The organism is Streptomyces sp. sk2.1, from assembly GCF_008120935.1.
Lineage (GTDB): Bacteria > Actinomycetota > Actinomycetes > Streptomycetales > Streptomycetaceae > Streptomyces.
The window spans coordinates 42,111-60,061 of sequence record NZ_RDBO01000073.1; the positions used below are offsets into that span (position 1 = coordinate 42,111).

The 17,951-nt window shown below is 69.5% G+C and carries 20 protein-coding genes; all 20 read right to left on the bottom strand.

The genetic code is table 11. The features are described 5' to 3' along the window. Positions 1–65: 65 nt before the first annotated feature. Positions 66–1,706 (bottom strand): hypothetical protein, encoded by a 1,641-nt coding sequence (locus EAO76_RS26465; protein WP_148838448.1) that lies wholly within the window; start codon positions 1,704–1,706, stop codon positions 66–68. Continuing rightward, entirely contained in the window at positions 1,703–2,806 is a 1,104-nt protein-coding gene (locus tag EAO76_RS26470) for a hypothetical protein (RefSeq protein WP_148838449.1), read from the bottom strand. The genes EAO76_RS26465 and EAO76_RS26470 overlap by 4 nt, the downstream gene beginning before the upstream one ends. After that, entirely contained in the window at positions 2,803–3,738 is a 936-nt protein-coding gene (locus EAO76_RS26475) for a hypothetical protein (protein WP_148838450.1), read from the bottom strand. The genes EAO76_RS26470 and EAO76_RS26475 overlap by 4 nt, the downstream gene beginning before the upstream one ends. 14 nt (positions 3,739–3,752) lie before the next feature. Next, positions 3,753–4,658 (bottom strand): phage tail domain-containing protein, encoded by a 906-nt coding sequence (locus EAO76_RS26480; RefSeq protein WP_148838451.1) that lies wholly within the window; start codon positions 4,656–4,658, stop codon positions 3,753–3,755. Continuing rightward, positions 4,645–9,879, bottom strand: a complete 5,235-nt coding sequence (locus EAO76_RS26485) for a phage tail tape measure protein (RefSeq protein WP_148838452.1) — start codon at positions 9,877–9,879, stop codon at positions 4,645–4,647. Before EAO76_RS26485 ends, EAO76_RS26480 begins: the two co-directional genes overlap by 14 nt. A 28-nt stretch (positions 9,880–9,907) precedes the next feature. Further along, positions 9,908–10,354: a hypothetical protein gene (locus EAO76_RS26490; RefSeq protein WP_148838453.1), complete on the bottom strand. Its 447-nt coding sequence runs from the start codon at positions 10,352–10,354 to the stop codon at positions 9,908–9,910. Continuing rightward, positions 10,309–10,875 carry a hypothetical protein gene (locus tag EAO76_RS26495; RefSeq protein ID WP_148838454.1) on the bottom strand — a complete coding sequence of 189 codons (567 nt, stop codon included), beginning with the start codon at positions 10,873–10,875 and terminating at the stop codon, positions 10,309–10,311. Before EAO76_RS26495 ends, EAO76_RS26490 begins: the two co-directional genes overlap by 46 nt. Before the next feature lie 102 nt (positions 10,876–10,977). After that, a complete protein-coding gene (locus EAO76_RS26500) occupies positions 10,978–11,448 on the bottom strand; it encodes a hypothetical protein (protein ID WP_148838455.1) in 471 nt (156 codons plus the stop codon). A gap of 104 nt (positions 11,449–11,552) precedes the next feature. After that, positions 11,553–11,999: a hypothetical protein gene (locus tag EAO76_RS26505; protein ID WP_148838456.1), complete on the bottom strand. Its 447-nt coding sequence runs from the start codon at positions 11,997–11,999 to the stop codon at positions 11,553–11,555. Further along, positions 11,996–12,382: an HK97 gp10 family phage protein gene (locus EAO76_RS26510; RefSeq protein WP_148838457.1), complete on the bottom strand. Its 387-nt coding sequence runs from the start codon at positions 12,380–12,382 to the stop codon at positions 11,996–11,998. Before EAO76_RS26510 ends, EAO76_RS26505 begins: the two co-directional genes overlap by 4 nt. Next, the gene (locus EAO76_RS26515; protein ID WP_148838458.1) at positions 12,379–12,822 is read right to left on the bottom strand and encodes a DUF6093 family protein; all 444 of its coding nucleotides are present in this window, start codon (positions 12,820–12,822) and stop codon (positions 12,379–12,381) included. The genes EAO76_RS26510 and EAO76_RS26515 overlap by 4 nt, the downstream gene beginning before the upstream one ends. After that, positions 12,822–13,187, bottom strand: a complete 366-nt coding sequence (locus EAO76_RS26520; RefSeq protein ID WP_148838459.1) for a hypothetical protein — start codon at positions 13,185–13,187, stop codon at positions 12,822–12,824. The genes EAO76_RS26515 and EAO76_RS26520 overlap by 1 nt, the downstream gene beginning before the upstream one ends. Positions 13,188–13,198: 11 nt before the next feature. After that, positions 13,199–13,768: a 3'-5' exoribonuclease domain-containing protein gene (locus EAO76_RS26525; protein ID WP_148838460.1), complete on the bottom strand. Its 570-nt coding sequence runs from the start codon at positions 13,766–13,768 to the stop codon at positions 13,199–13,201. Beyond that, a complete protein-coding gene (locus tag EAO76_RS26530; RefSeq protein WP_148838461.1) occupies positions 13,765–14,046 on the bottom strand; it encodes a hypothetical protein in 282 nt (93 codons plus the stop codon). Before EAO76_RS26530 ends, EAO76_RS26525 begins: the two co-directional genes overlap by 4 nt. After that, on the bottom strand, positions 14,043–14,891 hold the full coding sequence (locus EAO76_RS26535; protein WP_148838462.1) for a hypothetical protein: 849 nt from the start codon (positions 14,889–14,891) through the stop codon (positions 14,043–14,045). Before EAO76_RS26535 ends, EAO76_RS26530 begins: the two co-directional genes overlap by 4 nt. Next, positions 14,888–15,217, bottom strand: coding sequence for a hypothetical protein (locus EAO76_RS26540; RefSeq protein WP_148838463.1), 330 nt, complete (start codon positions 15,215–15,217; stop codon positions 14,888–14,890). Before EAO76_RS26540 ends, EAO76_RS26535 begins: the two co-directional genes overlap by 4 nt. A gap of 83 nt (positions 15,218–15,300) precedes the next feature. Further along, positions 15,301–15,585, bottom strand: a complete 285-nt coding sequence (locus tag EAO76_RS26545) for a hypothetical protein (RefSeq protein ID WP_148838464.1) — start codon at positions 15,583–15,585, stop codon at positions 15,301–15,303. Further along, positions 15,585–16,634 carry a major capsid protein gene (locus tag EAO76_RS26550; RefSeq protein WP_148838465.1) on the bottom strand — a complete coding sequence of 350 codons (1,050 nt, stop codon included), beginning with the start codon at positions 16,632–16,634 and terminating at the stop codon, positions 15,585–15,587. The genes EAO76_RS26545 and EAO76_RS26550 overlap by 1 nt, the downstream gene beginning before the upstream one ends. 17 nt (positions 16,635–16,651) lie before the next feature. Then, complete coding sequence (locus EAO76_RS26555; RefSeq protein ID WP_262375768.1) at positions 16,652–17,062, bottom strand: head decoration protein; 411 nt, start codon at positions 17,060–17,062, stop codon at positions 16,652–16,654. A 109-nt stretch (positions 17,063–17,171) separates the two neighbouring features. Beyond that, positions 17,172–17,951 (bottom strand): hypothetical protein (locus EAO76_RS44830; RefSeq protein WP_222872206.1); only part of this gene is annotated, 780 nt, incomplete at its 5' end.

Consider the following 17,951-nt stretch of genomic DNA (forward strand, 5'->3'; position numbering starts at 1 on the left):
GAGACGACGCACCGTGATGACTTGTTGGTGAGGTGGGGCTGGTCAGTGCCATGTGGGGGTTCCTTTCAGGTGACGGATTGGGCGGTGGGGAAGTTGGTGGAGGGCCCGATGTCGAAGACTTCGAAGGCGGTGTAGAGCCCCAGGCCTGCGTTGAGGGTGCTGCTGCCGCCGGCGACGCTGGTCCAGGTCATGACGAGGGTCGTGGTGATGTCCGCGCCGGTCTCGTTGATGATGATGTGTTCGTTGTTGTACTGGTAGTTCGCCCCGGCGTTGGGGGTGGTGACGGTGAACGTGTCGAGCCATACGGCGCCGGTGGCGTTCGTTTTCCTGATGCGGATCCGGACGCCGGTGTTCGCCGTGTTGTTCTGGGCGAGACCGTGCACCTTGATGCGGTAGGCGCGCCCTGTCTTGATGACGACACCGGTCTGCGTGAGGGCTATGGGTTCCGTGCTGGTGGAGGCGGTCCCGGTGGCAGTGGATCGGGCTTGGAAGGCGGCGTAGCCGCGGCCTTGCGCGATGCCTCCGATGGTGATGTCTCCGGTGACGTGCATGCCTACGGGGCCGAGGGCCGGGTCGGAGGTGTAGGTGAAGCCCTGGTTGTTGGCGTCGGTCCACTCCAGGACCTTGTTGTAGACGCTGAGTTCAGCGGTTGTTCCGCTGCCGGCGGGGTCGTAGATCGTGGCCGTGATCTGCCCGGGGTTGGGGCCGCCGTCGGAGGCGTACGCGTAGAGGCGGGTCAGGCCGCCGGACCCGTCCCCGGTGGAGATCTCCCATTCGCCCTGGTCGTTGTCGGGTCCGCCGCCCGAGGTGAGCTGCAGGGTGGCACTGGTGTCGGTGGCGGCCACGGTGGGGGCCCAGAGCGCCGCGTAGGGGCGGGGGTGGCCTGTGTTAATGACGGAGGCGACGAGCTCGCCCGGGGCGGTTTCGGTGCTGGCGCCCGAGTAGAGCTGGACTGCCGGGATGCCTGCGGAGTTGCTGGGGATGACCTTGACGCGCTGGCCTGTGCTCGAGGTCTGGAGCGTGGCACCGGTGACGGTACCGCCTGTGATGGTCTTTCCGGTGATGGCGTCGGCCTTGAGGGCGACGGCGTCGACGGACCCGGCGGCCAGCTTGGCGGTGGTGACTGCGTTCGCGAAGACCTTCGGGGTGGTGACCGCGCCGTCCGCGATGAGGGTCTCGGTGATCTCCCCGATGCCGATCTCCCCCGCGACGGGCTTCGGCGCGTACGGTCCGATCTGCGCCGTGGCAAGGGATGCCACCCCCGAGGTGTTACGAGCCAAGAGAGCCACGTACAGGGGCACAGTGCTGGGGATGTAAACCACGCCGCCCTGAGCGGTCTCAATCGTCGCCTTCAAGGTGTCCGGCCCCGGCACGAAAGCGGCGGCGGGCGAGGCATGGACTTCGACCCGGGCCCAGTCGAGGGGGATGATCGCTCCGTTGGCGAAAGCTCCGTCCCATCCTGCCGAGACTCCGCCGATGGCCGGTGCCACGGTCGGCGTGGAGGGGGCCGGGGGCGGGGCGCCGTTGACGATGTTCACCGCGGTGGTGCCGTCGCCTTGCTGGCCCACGATGCCGCGCAGGGATCCGCTGCCGTCGCGGACCTCGAGGGCCGTGTTGTCCAGGGAGGCGGCGGACAGGCGGGCGGTTCGCTCGACGGCGGCGAGGCGCTTCTCGAGTCGGGCCAGGGTCCGGCCGATGTCAGTCATGAGACTCCTCCGTATTTGTAGGCGTCGGCGGGCTTGAGGTCGATGACGGCCTGGGGGCCGCCGGGGGCGTCGGGCTTGATGGTCCAGCCGGTGATGCGGCGCCAGCCGACGTAGTCGACCCACGGGTTATGGACGCGGGTGTACACGTCGTCGCCGACCTGCCAGGACCCGAAGGGCGCGGCCGGGGTGTCGCGGATGATGATCTGGTCGACGGAGCCGAGGACCTCGCGGCGGCCGCGTTCGGCCGCGGTCAGGGAGGCGAGGACGTCGTTGCCCTTGACCTCCGGGTAGTCGACGACGTGCTCGAGGCGGAGGCGGCCGTTGCGGACGGCGGAGATCTGCCGTCGTTTCGCCGATCCGTCGCCGGCGCCCATGCCGATGACGACCTGCGCGTAGTCGTCCCCGCTGAACGGGATCTCCGGGTCCTCGAGAATGTTCGTGCTGGAGGAGAACATGATGTCGGTACGGCGGGCGCCGAGGCGCGGCCAGCCGAGCCGGATCCGGCGCACCGGGGCCGTCTTGCCTGAGTTCCAGGCGACGGTGCAGGTGTAGTCGGGGCTGGCCTCGGCGGACACCATGTCGTCGACGATGTCGCCCAGGGCGCGCCCGTCCCACCAGTTCGAGTCGTAGCGTTCGGCCGGGGTGCCGACGGTGGACGTGGAGGTGACGGGGTCGACGGTGACGCCGAGGTTGCCATCCGCGATGGACTGGGCGTAGGCCCAGACGTCGCGGATGACCTGGCACCGGTCGGCGTAGGTGTACGGGCCGCGGGCGCCGAGCTGTCCGTCCACGTCGTACCGGTGCATCAGGTACGACGACCAGCCTGCCGCCTCGAGCTGGAGGCTGTCGCCTTGGGGGCGGATGTCCCAGACGAGGCCGCCCCACCGGAGCTGGCCGGCGGACTCGACGTAGATGAGTGTGGTGCCCGGGTCGAGGAGGGTCGGGTTCTGCGAGAGGAGGCGGGGGGACAGGGTGCCGGTGAGGGATCCGGGACCGTTGAGCTCGTCGCCGTACTCCAGCTCTCCCACGGGCAGGGCGAGTGACAGCCACTCCCCCGTCAGGGCGTGCTGGGTGAGGACCCGGTCCGGGACAGAGGTCATCGGGCGGCCTCTTCGAACTCGACCTGCGCGATGAGCGTCGTACTGCCGTCGACGCCGACCTTGCCGGTGTTGCCGGTGTACCCGGCGGCCTGGAGGCGCAGGAGCTGGCTGGTGCCGCGGTAGGCGTCGGGGATGGTGAGGGTGTCGGCGGCGGCGACGGTGCCGCGGCGGATCCCGCTCTGGTTGTCGTCGAGGTTGACGGGCTGGACGGTGAGGGAGGCGCCGAAGGTGGCGCGCAGGCCCCCGTAGTAGGGGGCGGTGGAGTACCGGATCTGGGACGCGGTGATGGTGATGCGAACGGTGCTGGCCCAGGCCGGGATCGGGATGGTCCACCCAGCCGCGGTCGTGAAGTAGGAGAAGACGCTGGCGCTGCCGGTGATCTCGGTTGAGAGGGCCGTCGGGGACTGGGTCCACAGACGGCTCTCCCGGCGCGGCGCGGCCACCTGCCGGATGTCCTTGATCATGGCGTTGGTGATCGTGGACGTCGACGCAGGGATGTCGATCCGGGCCAGCGGGATACCCGTCCGGCCATCAGGGATCGTTGTCGCGCTGGACGAGACGTTCGAGATGACCTGGAAGTAGTTGATCTGGTCGACGACGGGGTTGAGGGTGCCTTCGTACTCGGGGTCCTCGACACGGAGGATGACCATGTCCGAGCGTGCCGTGCCGCCCGTGGCTGCGATCGGGACGGTGGCGGCGCCAATGTTGCAGACCGAGTACGTGCCCTGGAAGGCGTTGACGCGGCCGCGGACGACACCGGACCCGTCCCCGACCTGGACGCTGGTGCCGGGGGTGGCAAGTTGGGTGACCTTGAGGTCAGTGCCCTGGGTGATGCCCTCGGCGCCGGACACGAGGTCGCGGACCATCATGCGGAACTGCTGGGCGGAGTGCGTGGCGCCGTTCGTGAGGATCGGCACGGGGAAAAGGGCCATGACGTGTGCGCTCCTCAGAGGGCGGTGTAGGCGTCGCGCCAGGTCAGGCGCATGCGGGCGGTGTTCGTGCTGTCGAAGCCGGTCCACCGCATCTCGGACTGGCCGGGCGGCAGGCTGAACAGGTCGATGCGGGAGGCGGCCGAGAGTGCGGTTGAGGCATTGCCGCCGTTCTCCCGGCGGACGGTGCGGTAGCCGGGCCGGGTGTCGATCTCGACCCACTGGCTCGAGCTGGTCAGGTTCAGCGTCGGCATGGACAGCTGCCGGCCGGATGCGACGTGGGTGACGGTGACCGTGGCGACCGGGCCGGCGATCCGGATGACGGGCCACGCGTCCCCGGTCCCCTGGTTGGTGACCCAGCCGGGCCGATCGGCAGCCGTCGTACCCGACTGCACGAAGATCGGCGCGACGACGGGGGCGGCGAATCCTCCGCCGGTCAGCCAGCCGAGCGGGATCTCGGTGGTCGTCTCCTCGTCTGCGTAGTACGTCGGGTCGGTGGCGATGAACTCCAGGTCGAGAGGGACGTAGCCGTGGATGACCTGCTTGAACTCGGGGTCGACCCGTCGCAGGCGCCCTTGAAGCTGTTTGACCGGTCGGCCGGGGCGCTTGATGCGCAGCGGCATCGTCGCGCCGCCCGCCAGTCGTACCGCCGGATCGTCCGCGGCGGCCTGCAGGGCAGCCACCACGTCGTGGCAGGCGGCCGGATCGCCGGGGATACGGACGGCCGCGTCGAACTGGACCTGCCGGCCCGCGTAGTAGTCGGGCCCGGCGAACGCCCCGTCCATGGACGGTTGGTCAACGTCGTTGTCCCGGACTGGTGGCCTGCCCAGCCCGGTCGTCTCGCTGACCTGGACCGGGGTTCCGGCGCCCATGAGGACGCCTCCGAGGTCGTACTGCCAGTCAGTGAGCTCAGGCAGCGGCACGAGCGTTCACCCCTCCCCTACGGGCCCGGCGCACCGAGCGGCCTACCTGCGATCCGATGTCCGAGGCGGAAGCCCCGGTGCGGACTGCGGTGACGGTGACGTGGGTGTCGCCGCCGTCGCGAACAATGACGACCGGCCGGGTGGCGGAGATGTCGGTGAGGCCGACCCCGAACCGGTTGGCGACGTCGCGCAGCACGTTGGTGGCGGCGCGCCGCTTGTTCGCGCCGAGCGGGATATACGCCTCCCCGCCGGTGGACGGCTCCGCGAAGGTGACAGCGCCGGCGCGGGTGGCGTAGATGCCCTCCCGAATCCCGCCGTTCGCGTACGAGAGGCCCTTGTTGGCGCGGGCCAGGTCGGCGAGGAACTGGGTGGCCCGCGACCCGAGGGAGCTGCTGATCTGGCCCTTGGCCTTGTTGGCGACCGTGATGATCTCGTCTTCGCCGAACCCGGTCGTGTCCGCGACCGCATGCAGGCCCGTCTTAGACGTCTTGACGGCGGCGATGATGGCGACGAGCTGCTGCACCTGGTCCGAGGTGAGCGCGTTGTTCGCAGTCTTCGCGGCGCTGTTCGCGCTGGACGCCTTCTTGCTGTCCTTCACCGCTGCGGCCGCGAGTTCCATGGCGGCCTGGTCGCCCTGGGCGGCGAGCTGCTTCGCGAGGTCGCCGTAGCCCTTCGCGGACAGGGCGATCAGGTTCTTCGCGAAGGTGGCGTCGGCGGTGTTCGCCTTGGACAGTTGCCGGGTGTAGTCCGTGAGCGAGGCCTTGGCCGTTGCGGCCAGTCCGCGTAGCGCCTTGGCCATCTCGTCGACGTACTTCTTCGAGCCCTTGGCCATCTTCGCGGTGAGCTTGATGCCGTCCTCACCCATGGCGGCCAGGGCGTCGGCGACGTCGGCACCGGCCCGGTCTGCCACGGTGGTGAGGTTCTTCGACCAGGTGGCTGTGGCCTTGCTGTTCGATTTGAGCTTCTTCTCGAGGGCGCCCAGGTCGAAGTAGTCGACTTCCTTTGTCTTCGTTTTGCCCTTGGACTTGTACTTGACCTTCTTCGTCTTGTGGGCGGCCTGCCCAGCATCGGACGACGAGTACAGCGATCCGGACACGGGGTCGTACGTCCAGTCGGTGACGGTCCCGTCGGCGTTCCATTGCACGCTGCGGGGGTCGCCGCCGAGGCGCCGGATCGTCTCTTCCGTAATGGCACGGGAGCGTCCGCGCTTGGAGGTAGCGAGGGGGATGTACGCCTCGCCGCCGGTCTCTTCCTCGGCCCAGACCCGCCATGCGCCAGCGGGGGCGATCTGGGCGGTGTGGTTCTCCCGGATGCCGCGCCGGTTCGTGCCGCCGTTTGCGTAGAAGTCCAAGACGGAGCCGCGGGCCTGTGGCGCCTGGACCATGTCGGGGACGCCGTTGGCGTCGCGGTCGTTCCCGGTCTTCTTGTAATTGAGGTAGATGCTGACGGATTTGCCGCGGATGTTGTTGATGGCGGACTGGATGATTGCGGCGTTGCGGGTGGCGTCTCCGGTCGGGACGCTGATCGTGACGGTCTTGCCCTTGGTGTTCTTGATTTTGAAGCCGAGGGCTTCGAGCTGCTGCCGGGCCCCGTCAGTGGGGGCCTTGATGGTGAGCGTCTTGCCCTTGGTGGCGCGGACCTTGTCCTGAATTGTTTGCAGCTCGGCCTTGACCTTGCCGGTGGGCGCCTTGATGTCGAGGGTCTTGCCGTTGGTCTGGCCGAGCTTCGCGATGAGGAGGTCCAACTCGGCGCGGGCCGCCTTTGTCGGGGCGGTGATTTTGTACTCGCGGGTCCCCGGGATCAGCTGGATCTTGTACCCGATGTCCTCGAGTTCCTTCTTCGCCTCCGCTCCCAGTGCGTCGACCTTGATGGTTTTCTTTGCAGGGAAGCGTTCGAACTCGGCTTGGACTCCGAGGAGCTCCGCGAGCGCGGTGTCGACGCCTTCTGTCTGCAGGAGGATCGACACCCGGCCGGGGATGAGACCCATCGCGTCCGCGACTCCGGCGGCCTGCTTCTTCGACAGGCCGTAGCCTTCGGCAAGCTTGATCGCGGAGTCGCGGGCGGTCTGCATCTCACGAGTCGCGGACTGAATGGACTGCGGCACTGTCTTGCCCTGTGACTGCGCGAAGTCGTACGCGGCTACTGCGGCGGACGAGCTGGAGTCGGCAATCGTGTCGAGGGTCGAGAACAGCTGCTGGCCGTTCTTCGTCGTGGTGTCCAGTGCCCCGTTCGCCCCGACAAGCGCCTTCCCCCACCCGTCCGCCTTGTCGATACCAGCAGCCATGGCCTCGTTGGCGTTGGTGATCGCCTCGTTCACGCGGGCCTGCGCGGCCTGCAGGCTGACGGAACCGCCGGACAGGAGGTCGAGGGCGTCGCGCAGGGCGCGGGTGCGGGAGTCGGCGTCGGCAGTCTTGTCCGCCAGGGCCCCGACGGCGTCCTTCAGCCGGTCGTACGCGGTGGTGGACCCGGCCCCCTTCACGCCCTCGTTGAAGGACTTGGCGTCCGCTGCTGCCTTCTCGAAGTCCCCGCCCAGGCCGCCGAGGGCCTTGCGGAGGTCATCCGCGGCACGCCCCTGGACGGTGAATGCCTCGCTGGTCTGCCCCGTTTCCGGGTCCATGACCATGGCCTTCTGTGCCTCGGCCGCGGCAGCGAGTTCTCTCTGCAGCGTCTTCAGGGATGTGCCCTGGTTGGTGTACGCGTCGACGAGTTGCGACATCGGAACCTTGGCCTTGCGGGCCAGGTCGACGAGACGCTGCTGACCATCCAGAGTCGTCTTGACCTTCTGCCCCATGAGGTTCTCGGCGGCGATGGCGCGGACGTTCTCATCGACCATGCCGTTCGACTCGCGCAGTGCCTGGGAGAGGCTGGAGATCTGCTGCTGGTGCTCGGCGGCTGCGGCGGCAGCCTTCTGCTGTCGAGAGGCGAGCATGCCCAGGCCAACGGTGGCAGCGGCGAGAGCGACGCCCCAGGGGCCGCCCATGACCCCCATGAGGCCGCCCATCGCAGACCGGAGCCCGGTGCCGGCGGCCGCGGTGACACCGCGCAGGGCGCCGCCGAACCCGGTCGCGCTGGCGGATGCGGCCCGGAAGGAGGCACCCATGGCGCCGATGACGGGGACCCTGGTCTGCAGGACAGCGAACGCCGCCCCGTAGCGGCCGATGGACGCCCCCGACGAGGCGGCCAGGGTCCGCTGTACAGCCATCTGCGCGTTCAGGGACCGGTAGGCGCCGGTGAGGCGGGTGCCGATACCTGTCGCGGTGGACTGGATGACCGGGCCGACGCGGCGCATCAGCAGCATCGCGAGGACTGCGGCCTGTACCGGGGCGGGCAGTGCCCCGAATCCGGAGACGAGTCCGCCGATGAGGTGCCCAACGGGGCCAAGGATCTGGGACAGGAACGACACGGCTTCGGCCGCGGCGTCCAGGGCCATGACCGCAATGTCCAGGGAGTCCGCTACTCCGCTGCCTTCTCCAGCGATGTCTCCCAGGGCGGATACGACGGGGGTGGCACCCTCGGCGAGGTTCTTCAGGACATCGACGACCATCTGGCCGGCCGACAGGAGGACGTGGAGGGCAGAGGCGGCTGCGTCTCCGCCGAGCTCCTTGAAGGGGGTGAGCATGTCGTCGGCGGCGTCACCGATGTCGGCGAACGTGCTGCGGGCGGCTGCGGCAATGTCCGGGCCGAACAGGGTCGCGGCGTCGTTCAGGTAGGCGAAAAAGGACTCGATCTTCGGGGTGGCTTTGGACAGGCCGCTGGTGACGCCGCGGGTCAGGAACTCCAGTCCGGGCGCCATGCCGTCGTAGATGGCCAGGCCGGTCTGCTTCGACTGGGTCTTCAGCTGCAGCATCGCACCGGCGAGGCCCTTGCCCTTCGCCGCGGCAATGTCGGAGGCGGCCCCGGTGTCCGACACGGCGGCCATGAGCGCGTCGAATGAGTCGACGCCTTGGTGGGCGAGTGCGATGGCCCCGGACATGGCGGGCTTGCCCATGGACTGCTTCACCGCGGCGGCGAAGTCCTGCTGAGTCATGCGGTGCTGCGCCTTGGACAGGCCATCGATGACGTACCGAAGGCCCTTGAACCGGCCCTGGGCGTCCCACGCCTGGATACCCATGGCCTCGAGGCCCTGCGTCATCTGTTTCGTCGGGGACGCAAGGTTGGCCATCATGCCGCGCAGCGTGGTTCCGGCGGTCTGGCCGAGGATGCCCGCCTTACCGAGCATGCCGACCGCGCTGGCAGCTTCCTGCATGTTGACGCCGAGGCCGTGCGCCACTGGCCCGGCATATTTCATGGCGTAGTAGATGTCGATGATGTCGCCGGACGCAGCGTTCGCGGTCGCGGCGAGGGTATCGGCGGCAACTCCGGCCTGGTCGGCGCCCATGCCGAATTGGTCCATCATGTCGCCCAAATACTTGGCGCTGTCGGCAGCGTTGACCTGGGCGGCGGAGGCGAGGGTAAGGCTGGCCCGGGTCGCGGAGATGGCCTGGTCGGTCCGGAAGCCAGCCTTGGCGAGTTCCACCATTGCCTCGGCGGCTTCGGCGGCGGTCGCCGCGGGGAGGGTCAGGTCGTTGCCGAGCTGAGCGGCGGTCGCCGCAGCGCGCTGCATCTGCATCCGGTTCGCGGACGTCACCGCGCCGAACGTGTTCATGCTCTGCTGGTACTCGTTGCCGTGCTTGACCATGTCGCCAATGCCCATCACGAGGGCACCGCCGGACAGGAGGGACGCGGCACCGATGAGCTGGCTGCGAAGACGCCCGGTGTCGGCTGCCATGCGGCGTAGAGTGCCGCGGTCGCTGAGCCCTCTCATGTGGGTGGAGGCGCGTTGCGCGGCCTGGGCGAGGCGGAGGAGGTCGCGGACGGCAGTGTCGATCTGGCCGGACATGCGGGCGAGTTGCCTCCCGGTGGTGCGGGAGTTGTCGCCGAGGGCGTTGACGTGACGGTTCGCCGTTCGGGCGGCGTCCCCGTACCGGCCCAGCTGGCGACCGGCGGTGCGTGCGTCGTTCCCGAGGCTGTTGAGGCGGCGGGCGGTGGTGCGGGCCGCGGTACCGAGGGTGCGGATGTGCCGGGTCGCGGTCTGGGATGCCTGGCCGAGCTCCCGGACCTCGGTCTTCGCGGTCCGGGCTGCCGAGCTCAGGGTTCGGGCGTGCTTGGCAGCGGACTTGAGGGACTGGGCTAGGTCGTTGCCGTGACCTCGCAGGTCGACCGACAGGTTCCAGTTCGCCATCCGGTCCGCCCTCCCCTCTCTGTGTCGTTCAGTCGTCGTCTGTGGTGCGGGTTCGCCGGGTGCTGGCGAGTTCCTTCTGCGCCTCGATTGCCGCGGCAGTAGCGGCGGGGATCAGGGCGACCTTCATGCCGTGGTTGTCCGCGTCGCCGTCTCGGCCCAGTTCGGCCTGCTTGTCGGCGATGACCTGGCAGCCGACGCACCGCTGGACGGTGACGGCGTAGGCGTCGTCTTCGCCGGGGCCGCCGTGGTCCCAGTCGTCGTAGCGGGTGTTGCACTGCGGGCAGACGGTGCGCTGGTACTCGAGGTAGGCGAGGGCTTTGGCCCGGTCGCGCGGGGTCCAGGTGCCGTCGCCGATGCCCCGGAACTGCGAGTGTGGGATGCCCCATCGGTCGCAGAGTTCGAGTTCTCCTCGGAGCCGTTCATCGGCGATCAGCCTTTTCCCAGGTCCATGCGGGTCGTCTGCTGCACGCCCCATGCCACGTTGAAGAGCTCGGCGGCCTCGGCCTCGGACCAGGTGTCGAGGTACTCGCGGGCGGCCTCGACCGGCATGCCGTCCACGGACGCGGCCGCGATCAGCTCGGGGCCGAGTGTCTCGACGTTCAGGTCGTGCCCGTCCTCGGCCTGCTCCTCCGTCGCCGGGTGTGCCTTCTTCAGCGCCTCGAACTCAAGGCGGGGCAGGGCCCGGAACGTGAGGACGATCGACGTCTCATCGAACGCAGCCTGCGCGGTGTCGACATCGGCCTTTGCGGCGGCTACCGCGTCCTTTACGGCCTGGTCGTCCGGCCGGTCTGCAGCCTCGCCCTCGATGCGGCGCAGCGCGTACCGGGCGACGTCGAGGGCCTTGCGGGCTTCGAGGTTGTCGCAGATGGTCAGCGTGGCTGTGGCCCGGGTGCGGTTACGGAGCCGCTCCTGGGTTGCGGCCCAGTGGGCGTCCTTGGCGATGGCGCTGGTGGGCGGAGTGGGCTTCGCGGCAGCGGTCTTGGCGGCAGTAGGCATGGGGTGGTCCTCCATCAGAGGGGAAGGGACCCGGCCGGGCGCCAACAGGCGCCCCTTCCCGAACACGCGTCGGGCCCGACCGGGAGCAGTGGGGAGGTCGGGTCAGGTCGCCGGGATCGTCGCGTTGAGCAGCGGACGGTCCGTGATGGAGAACTTCACCATGATCTTGGCGGCCTCGTTGTCGGCGGTGATCGCGGCCGACGTCGATGCGACGCGCACGGGGTAGACGTCGAGGCCTTTGGTGCCTGCCGCCTTGCCCTTCCGGGCGATCAGGATGAACCCGGTGGTGCCCTTGGCCAGGTCTGTCTCGATGGTGTCGGTGGTGTCGTCCTCGTAGAACGTGAGGGAGGAGTCGGCAGCGGAGTCGTCGCCGGGGATCTTCGCGACGAACGTGGACTCCATGTCCGGGGTTTCGATCTCTTGGTTCTCGATGGAGAACCCGTCGACTGCGGCGGTCTGCTTCGTGTAGTCGGTCGCGCCGGTGATTTCGACGAGCGTCGGCATGTAGCCGAGGTCGGCAATCGTCTCGGCGAAGAGGATCTTCGTTACGCCCTTGCGGTTGAACCTGGCCATGCTGGGCCCCTTTGGAATGCTCACGCGTGTGTGGGAGTCGGCCACCGGGTGGTGACGCGTCCGCGCTGGGGCCGCCGCGGTGCGGTAAATCGCCTGGCCAGGGGTCAGGCGGGGGTCAGGGCGAGCCTGAACCTCTGCACATAGCTGATGATCCCATCAGTGGGGTCGGTCGTTCCCCCTGGCTCGACGTCCAGTTCCCGGCACATGACCTTGGCGCCGGGGATCGTGAGTGGGTGCGACCACTCTCCGGACGCAGGATCGCGGCCGAGGATTGCCGCACGGGCCTTGTCGGCGAGGAGTTCGGCCTGGTCGAGAGTGCCGGCGGATCCGGGCCGGGTGGGGTCGGGTCCGGACACGGATGTCACCTGGTAGACGAGGGTGATGTCGTCGTGGGTGTCGGCGAGCGGCGGCCCGTCGAGGCCGGTGTCGAGGGGGTACAGCAGGTAGTACGGGGGGTTCGCGTCGGGCATGCGGCCGCGGCCGACCGGCAGGGCCGTAGCGGATGCGAGGAGCGCGGCCAGGGCGGCGGTGACGGGGCGTCGGGGAATCACTGGAGCACCTCCGCGATGGCGTACCGCATCTCCATCATCAGCGTCGTCCCGATGTAGTCGATGGCTGGGCCGACGTGCGGGAACGGGGGCTGGTTGTAGACGCGCCCGAGACTGTCTGGTCCGACGAACCCGAACTCGAGGCGGCGGCCTTGAGGGGCGTTCGTGCCGATGGTGCACATCGCCCCGTACGGAAGGCGACGGGTCTGCGTCTCCCAGGAGTTGCGGTAGGCGCCGGTGATGACGTTCGGGCCGGGCCGGCCGGACGCGTTGCCGCGGATCCGGGCGCGTCCGAGCTCTCCGGTGTGCCGGACGGCCCTCTGGATCGCGGGCCCGATGCGGGTTGCGGCGTGGTCGAGGCGGTCGGCGAGTTCGTCGGGGGTCACGGCGCCCCCGTCCGGAGTTGGTCGAGCGGGGTGATGCGGACGACTTCGACGGTGCCGGCCCGGCCGGGGTCGGTACAGGTCCAGGACCGGCCGAGGAGCCCGGTATGTGCCGGGTCGTGGACGGCCACCACGGTGACCACGGCGTCCTTCGGTGGGATCGGGGCGGGCAGGGGGGTGAGAAGCCGGTACCGGGAGGTGGTTTCCTGCACCCAGGGCAGGTTGTGGTCCGGGACGGCGGAGATCTCTGCCTGGGCGGCGGAGCCCTGCACCGCGCCGGGCCCTTCGTAGAGGATGTCGCCGTCGGGGTACTCGAGCTGCCCCGTGGCCTCGTTCAGGACCGGGTCACCGGTGGCGGGCAGGGTGACGCGGACGGTGTCGATGAGGAGGTTGTCCCCGATCCATGCGGTAACTCCGGCGAGTGCCGCGTCGAGTCCGGCCATCAGGTCCTCCCCTGCGCCCAGTCGGCAAGCTGCTGGAGCATGGCGACGGTGAGTTCGTGGCGGCTGTCGTCGAGGTCATCACGGGCCAGAGCGGCGCGTTCGAGGGCGGCCGCGTCGACGTTCTGAAGGAACGCGGCCACCAGCTCACCCTCGTCCTGCTTGGGTGGGGCGACGGCAACGTGAGCGAGGCCTTCGAAGTCGAGCCCCCGATGTGGGACGGTGTGGAGTACGAGCACCGGGGGGCCGCCGACCTGGTGCTGGAGCTCGTAGCCTCGGATCGAGCGGCTGATGTCGGCACCGTCGATCTCGACCTTCCCCATGACGCCGTCGGCAGTGATCCGGACGTGGCGGGGCTCGTCGGCCATGCTGGGCGCGCTCATTGCGCCGCCGCCTGCTCTGCGAGCCAGCGCCGCTTCACCTGGTTGTGGCGGGCGTCGGCCAAGGCGTCATGCTCACCGGACTCCTGCTTGGGCAGTTGGTCCCAGGTGAAGCCGAGACGTCGGGCTTCCTGCTGGATGTCGTTGGTGAACATGGGGACACCGTCGGGGAGATCGACCATCAGGCCCCACAGCCAACAGAGTCGGACGTGGTCGTAGGCACCGTAGTCGGCCCACAGCTCCACGTTGTCCGTCGCCTGGATGAACTCGGCGACCTCGCGCGCGATCTGCTCTTGCGGTTTCACGCGGGGGTCGCCGTAGTGAAACAGCCAGCGGTTCGACATTCTGTTCCGCATGTCGCCCTGCCCCTTCGGGAGGTGCGGGACGACGTTCTTCATCAGCCACGCGTGCCGCCGAATGCGTCGGACGGGCATGTCTCGGTTCGCGGCGTAGTAGGTACGGCCATCTTCGGAGACGAGCGCGATGGAGATCAGTTCGATGGTGTACCGCTTCCGGAACCAGCCGGTTCGGTGCTCGATGAACTCTAGGTCGTAGTCGATGGCGGTCATGCCGGGTCTCCGACCGGTTCGTAGGTGTTGGCGAAGATGTCCGGCTTGCAGGGATAGAACGTGCCAGGCTTGCCGTCGGGGATGACCCAGTCGCCGGGGCGCGCTGGGGCCTCGTCACCGTGCACGGTGACGAGGATCAGGTAGTCCGGGTTCCCCTCCGTGGGCCCGTAAATCCCGTCCGTGCCGAACGCGTCCCAAACCTCATGGGCGTTGTCGCCGGTGAACTGGATGGCGGTGATTTCGACGGGCTTCTTGCGGAACTTCTGCGGGGCGGTCATGCAGGGTCTCCGGATTCGATATCGGTGCGGCCGTTGAGATCGGGGCGGGGGATCCAGGAGCGGATGCACCCGTGGTGGGCAGCGGGGTACATGGACGCGTCGTCGATGCTGCGGATCGTGCCGTCGGCGTGGTCGGTGTCCGGGTGTGAGACGAATCCACATGCCGGGCCATCGACGCACTGCATCCACTGGGCGTCCAGCTCCCATCGGGCCGTATTGACCGCTCCTGTGTTCGCTGCGACGACCCCCTGCCACATCAGTGCGGACCGGGCCCATGCCTCGACGGGGTGCCGGGACTGGTCGGCGTAGATGACGGTGGTGAGTGGGTGGTCGGCGGCGAGACGGGCACTGTTGATGCCTTCGTGCTGGCGTCCTGCGGCAACCTCGCGGGCAGCGTCCTGGGCGGCTCGGGCGAACGCCTGGGCGCGGCGTACGGTCTCCTGGATGCGGCGGATCAGGTCGGCGTAGAAGATCGCGGTGAGAGGGGTGAGGGCTGCTTGGTGGTCGGTCGTCCACCGGAACAGGGCCACGTCCCGCTGGGCCCGCCGCAGGGCATTGAGGGCGCCGTCGCGGTACGCGGTCGGCAGGTCGGTGGCCGCCCAGCGTTCGACGAGCGCCCGTACCTCCCGGTCGAAGCGGGCGACCTGCTGGTTGTACTGACGGACCGCGTCACGGATCCGCGGGGTGGCGCCCATGCCGGGCCTGATCCGCTCCAGCGTGCGGAGGAGGGTGTCCTGGGCGGTAGTGAGGGTCCTCCACGTGCGGACAAGGCGAGTCAGGAGGACGCCGACGAGGGCGAGGAGTTCCTCGTGCTGCCCGGTCCGTTCCTGGGTGGGGGTGGTCATCGGCGAGGCCGTTCGATGAGCTGAATCGTCCCGAACCCGGTGTCGCTGATGCCGTCGTCGGGGTCGTCCGGTGCCGGGGGTTCCCCTCCGATGAGGGCGGCGAGCTGCCGCTCGTAGGCCTTGATGGATTCGGCGTAGGACACGGACACCACCCCAGACACGGACACGGTGGCTGGCTGGCCGCGTAGTTCCGCGAGACGGCCACGCACCACTTCGATCGCGACCGCACGTGCGGAGTGGAGGCGCTGGTAGCGCTGCTCCAGGTCGGCCACGTCGGTGTTGGCGCCGAGTTCGGCAAGGAGCCAGGCCTGTACGGCTGCGTCCACCGGTACCTCCGAAGCGTGTGGGTGTGAGAAGGGGCAGGGGCGGGCCCGCCGCGGCGCCCCACCAGGGGCGGGCCCGCCTCCGCTTACTGGCCGCCGGTGCCCTCGTCGGCGGCCGTCCGGCCCCGGGCCGGCTTACGGGCCGCCCGCTTGGCGGCCGGCTTGGTGTCCGCGTCGTCGTCCTCGCCCGTGGGGTCGGAGGATTCGGCGGCCTGCTTCGCTGCGGCGGGGAGGGTGCCGTCTTCCCACGCTGCCGGGTTCGTGATGAGGGCGGCGAGCCTCGTGTCGGGCTCGCTTCCCTCGTCCAGGCGCACGGTCTGGTGCGTGTCCGGGTCCGTGACGTACACGGTCGCTGCCAGCCGGGCGCCCATCAGAAGACCTTGGCGGTGATGTGGATGTCCGGCACGTACAGCACCGGCATGGCGACGGCCGCGCCCTTGGTCCACACCTGAACCGGGTCGTCCTTGTAGCCGTGGGTGACGACGATGCCGGGGGCTTCCTCCCGCTCGATGGCGGGGTTCCCGCCGGAGGACAGCACGAGGGACTCGGCGGTGACGCCGTACTGCGTCTCGCCCCACGTCTGCGGGTTCGGGGGCAGCATCAGCCACCGGTCCTCGGGAAGCGGGCGCTTCATCGTGCCGTCGTCCAGGGGGATCTGAACGTCGTACACGCTGATCGGCGGGAGGCCGTAGCGGGCGCGGACGACGTCGACCTCGTTCGGGGCGAGGACGGCGGTCGGGGTGGTCGACGGGGACACGCTGCCGTAGAACGCGGCCCGGTAGGCGTTGTTCGCGGCGAGGAGGGCGCGGGCCTTGTAGGAGGTGACGACGCGGGACGGGAGCGGGGCGCCGGAGGCGCGGAGCGTCTCGATCCAGGCCATCTCGTCCTTGAGGGCGTCCGCGGTCGGGTCGGTCCACGCGGTGGCTGCGGTCGGCATGTTCGCGGAGGGGACACCGGCGTCGTACTCGACGGTGAGTCCGTTCTCCCCGGACAGGGTGAACTTGCCGTCGGTGAGGAGGTCGCCGACGGCGAGCTCGAGGCGGGACTTGATGGACTGCACGTGCGCGGCCACGTCCTGGTAGAGCAGTTCCACGAGCTCGGACGCGTCGGCGCCGCGGGAGGTGTCGAGGAGGATCTGCTCGAGCTCGCCGACCAGGTACTTCTGGCCCAGGGGCGGGAGCATGCCCTCGGTGACGATGCGCTTGGCCTCGCGGGTCGCGACGGCGGTCTGCGCGTCCCACGCCCGGTACTTCGCCGCGTTCACTCGGCGGGACGTGGACTTGATCCGGAACTTCACGCTGTTGATCGTCTTCTCCGGCATGACGGAGAGGGTCAGCGCGTAGTCCGCCGGGGTCTGCACCGCCCGCGCGAACGCGTTGATCTCGGTGGCGTCGATGTCCCTGAGCAGGGTCTCAAGCATGACTCAGTCGCCCTTTCTCAGGAGAAGTGGATGAGGTCGGTGCGGCTGGCCGCATCGGGCACGGTGAGTGCGACGGGGAGCTTGGCGGTGTCGACGTCGCCGTGTACCAGGAGCGCCCCGCCGACCTTCGTGGAGGCCGGGTTGAAGTGCGTGTCCGTGGCGAGGAGTCCAGCGAGGACCTCCGTGCCGTCGGTCGCGCCCGAGGTGTAGGGGGCGTACAGGCCCGATGCGGTGACCTTGCCAAGCGGCAGGCCCGACTTGAACACGGCCTGCGGGGTCGTGGCCGTGGCCGGCAGGTAGTGGGTGCCCGACGTGAACTTGGCGACGTCGAGGGTGATCGTGGTGTTCATGCCCGAGCCGTGCAGGTTGCGCAGCCACCGCCGGTCGGCGGTCACGGTCTCGGTGCGGGTCATCGGCTGGAGGTCCACGCCGATCTCCTCCCGTGGAATGTGGGGTGGCACTGGGGGTGCGGACACCTGTCGGGTGTCGTCCACGGGGGTGGTGCGGAGAGGGCGTGGTCCCTCAGCTCGGGTGGGATCAGGCGGCGTCGGGGCGCCGGAATCCCATCTGCTCGGCACGCTTACGGGCGCGGGCCTGGACGTCGTCCTTGCTGGCCGGGGCGCGCGGCGGGCCACCGGCCGGCGCGCCGCCGGGGGCGGGCGGAAGCGCACTCGGCTGCGGGGCGGCCTTGGTGCCGAAGAGTTCGGGGCGCCGCTCCTTCAGCTTCTCTGCAGCACCCCGCACGGTGCTCTCGTCGGCGCTGTCGTCGACGCGGAGCAGGGCGGCCGCGTCCTCGAGGTCGTCACCAGTCGCACCGAGGCCGACGAGGACGGTCCGCCGATGGGCGTCGCGCTCGCGGACCGTTGCCGCGGCTTCCCTGGCGGTCAGTTCGCGTTCGCGCTGCTCCAGCTGCTGGCGGCGCTTCTCGTCCTCGGAGAGGGCGTCCTGCTGGGCCTTGCGGGCGGCGGTGATGAACGCCTTGGCGTCGTCGACGTTGCTGAAGCCGTGCTCGGTGGCGAACTCCTCGAGGGCGGTGCGGGCGCCGGCGCGCTGGCCCTGGGCCTTCTCCTTCGCGGCGAGTGCTTCGACTTCGGCCTGGGTGCGACTGGTGACGACCTCGAGGACGCGGCCGCCCTGCTCCGCGTCGACGACAGCGCCGACGAGAGCACCGTGCGGGGTGCTGCAGAGAAGCTGAAGGAGCGGCGCCCCGAACTCTTCGGCACCAAGGCCGCCCCGCAGCCGAGTGCGCTTCCGCCCGCCCCCGGCGGCGCGCCGGCCGGTGGCCCGCCGCGCGCCCCGGCCAGCAAGGACGACGTC

Coding starts and splice junctions, on each gene's coding strand:
- EAO76_RS26535 (WP_148838462.1), bottom strand. CDS start 14,891: ATGACCACCCCCACCCAGGAACGGACCGGGCAGCACGAGGAACTCCTC.
- EAO76_RS26475 (WP_148838450.1), bottom strand. CDS start 3,738: ATGGCCCTTTTCCCCGTGCCGATCCTCACGAACGGCGCCACGCACTCC.
- EAO76_RS26485 (WP_148838452.1), bottom strand. CDS start 9,879: ATGGCGAACTGGAACCTGTCGGTCGACCTGCGAGGTCACGGCAACGAC.
- EAO76_RS26530 (WP_148838461.1), bottom strand. CDS start 14,046: ATGACCGCCCCGCAGAAGTTCCGCAAGAAGCCCGTCGAAATCACCGCC.
- EAO76_RS26520 (WP_148838459.1), bottom strand. CDS start 13,187: ATGGCCGACGAGCCCCGCCACGTCCGGATCACTGCCGACGGCGTCATG.
- EAO76_RS26515 (WP_148838458.1), bottom strand. CDS start 12,822: ATGGCCGGACTCGACGCGGCACTCGCCGGAGTTACCGCATGGATCGGG.
- EAO76_RS26550 (WP_148838465.1), bottom strand. CDS start 16,634: ATGCTTGAGACCCTGCTCAGGGACATCGACGCCACCGAGATCAACGCG.
- EAO76_RS26545 (WP_148838464.1), bottom strand. CDS start 15,585: ATGGGCGCCCGGCTGGCAGCGACCGTGTACGTCACGGACCCGGACACG.
- EAO76_RS26465 (WP_148838448.1), bottom strand. CDS start 1,706: ATGACTGACATCGGCCGGACCCTGGCCCGACTCGAGAAGCGCCTCGCC.
- EAO76_RS26470 (WP_148838449.1), bottom strand. CDS start 2,806: ATGACCTCTGTCCCGGACCGGGTCCTCACCCAGCACGCCCTGACGGGG.
- EAO76_RS26495 (WP_148838454.1), bottom strand. CDS start 10,875: ATGCCTACTGCCGCCAAGACCGCTGCCGCGAAGCCCACTCCGCCCACC.
- EAO76_RS26490 (WP_148838453.1), bottom strand. CDS start 10,354: ATGGGGCGTGCAGCAGACGACCCGCATGGACCTGGGAAAAGGCTGATC.
- EAO76_RS26525 (WP_148838460.1), bottom strand. CDS start 13,768: ATGACCGCCATCGACTACGACCTAGAGTTCATCGAGCACCGAACCGGC.
- EAO76_RS26500 (WP_148838455.1), bottom strand. CDS start 11,448: ATGGCCAGGTTCAACCGCAAGGGCGTAACGAAGATCCTCTTCGCCGAG.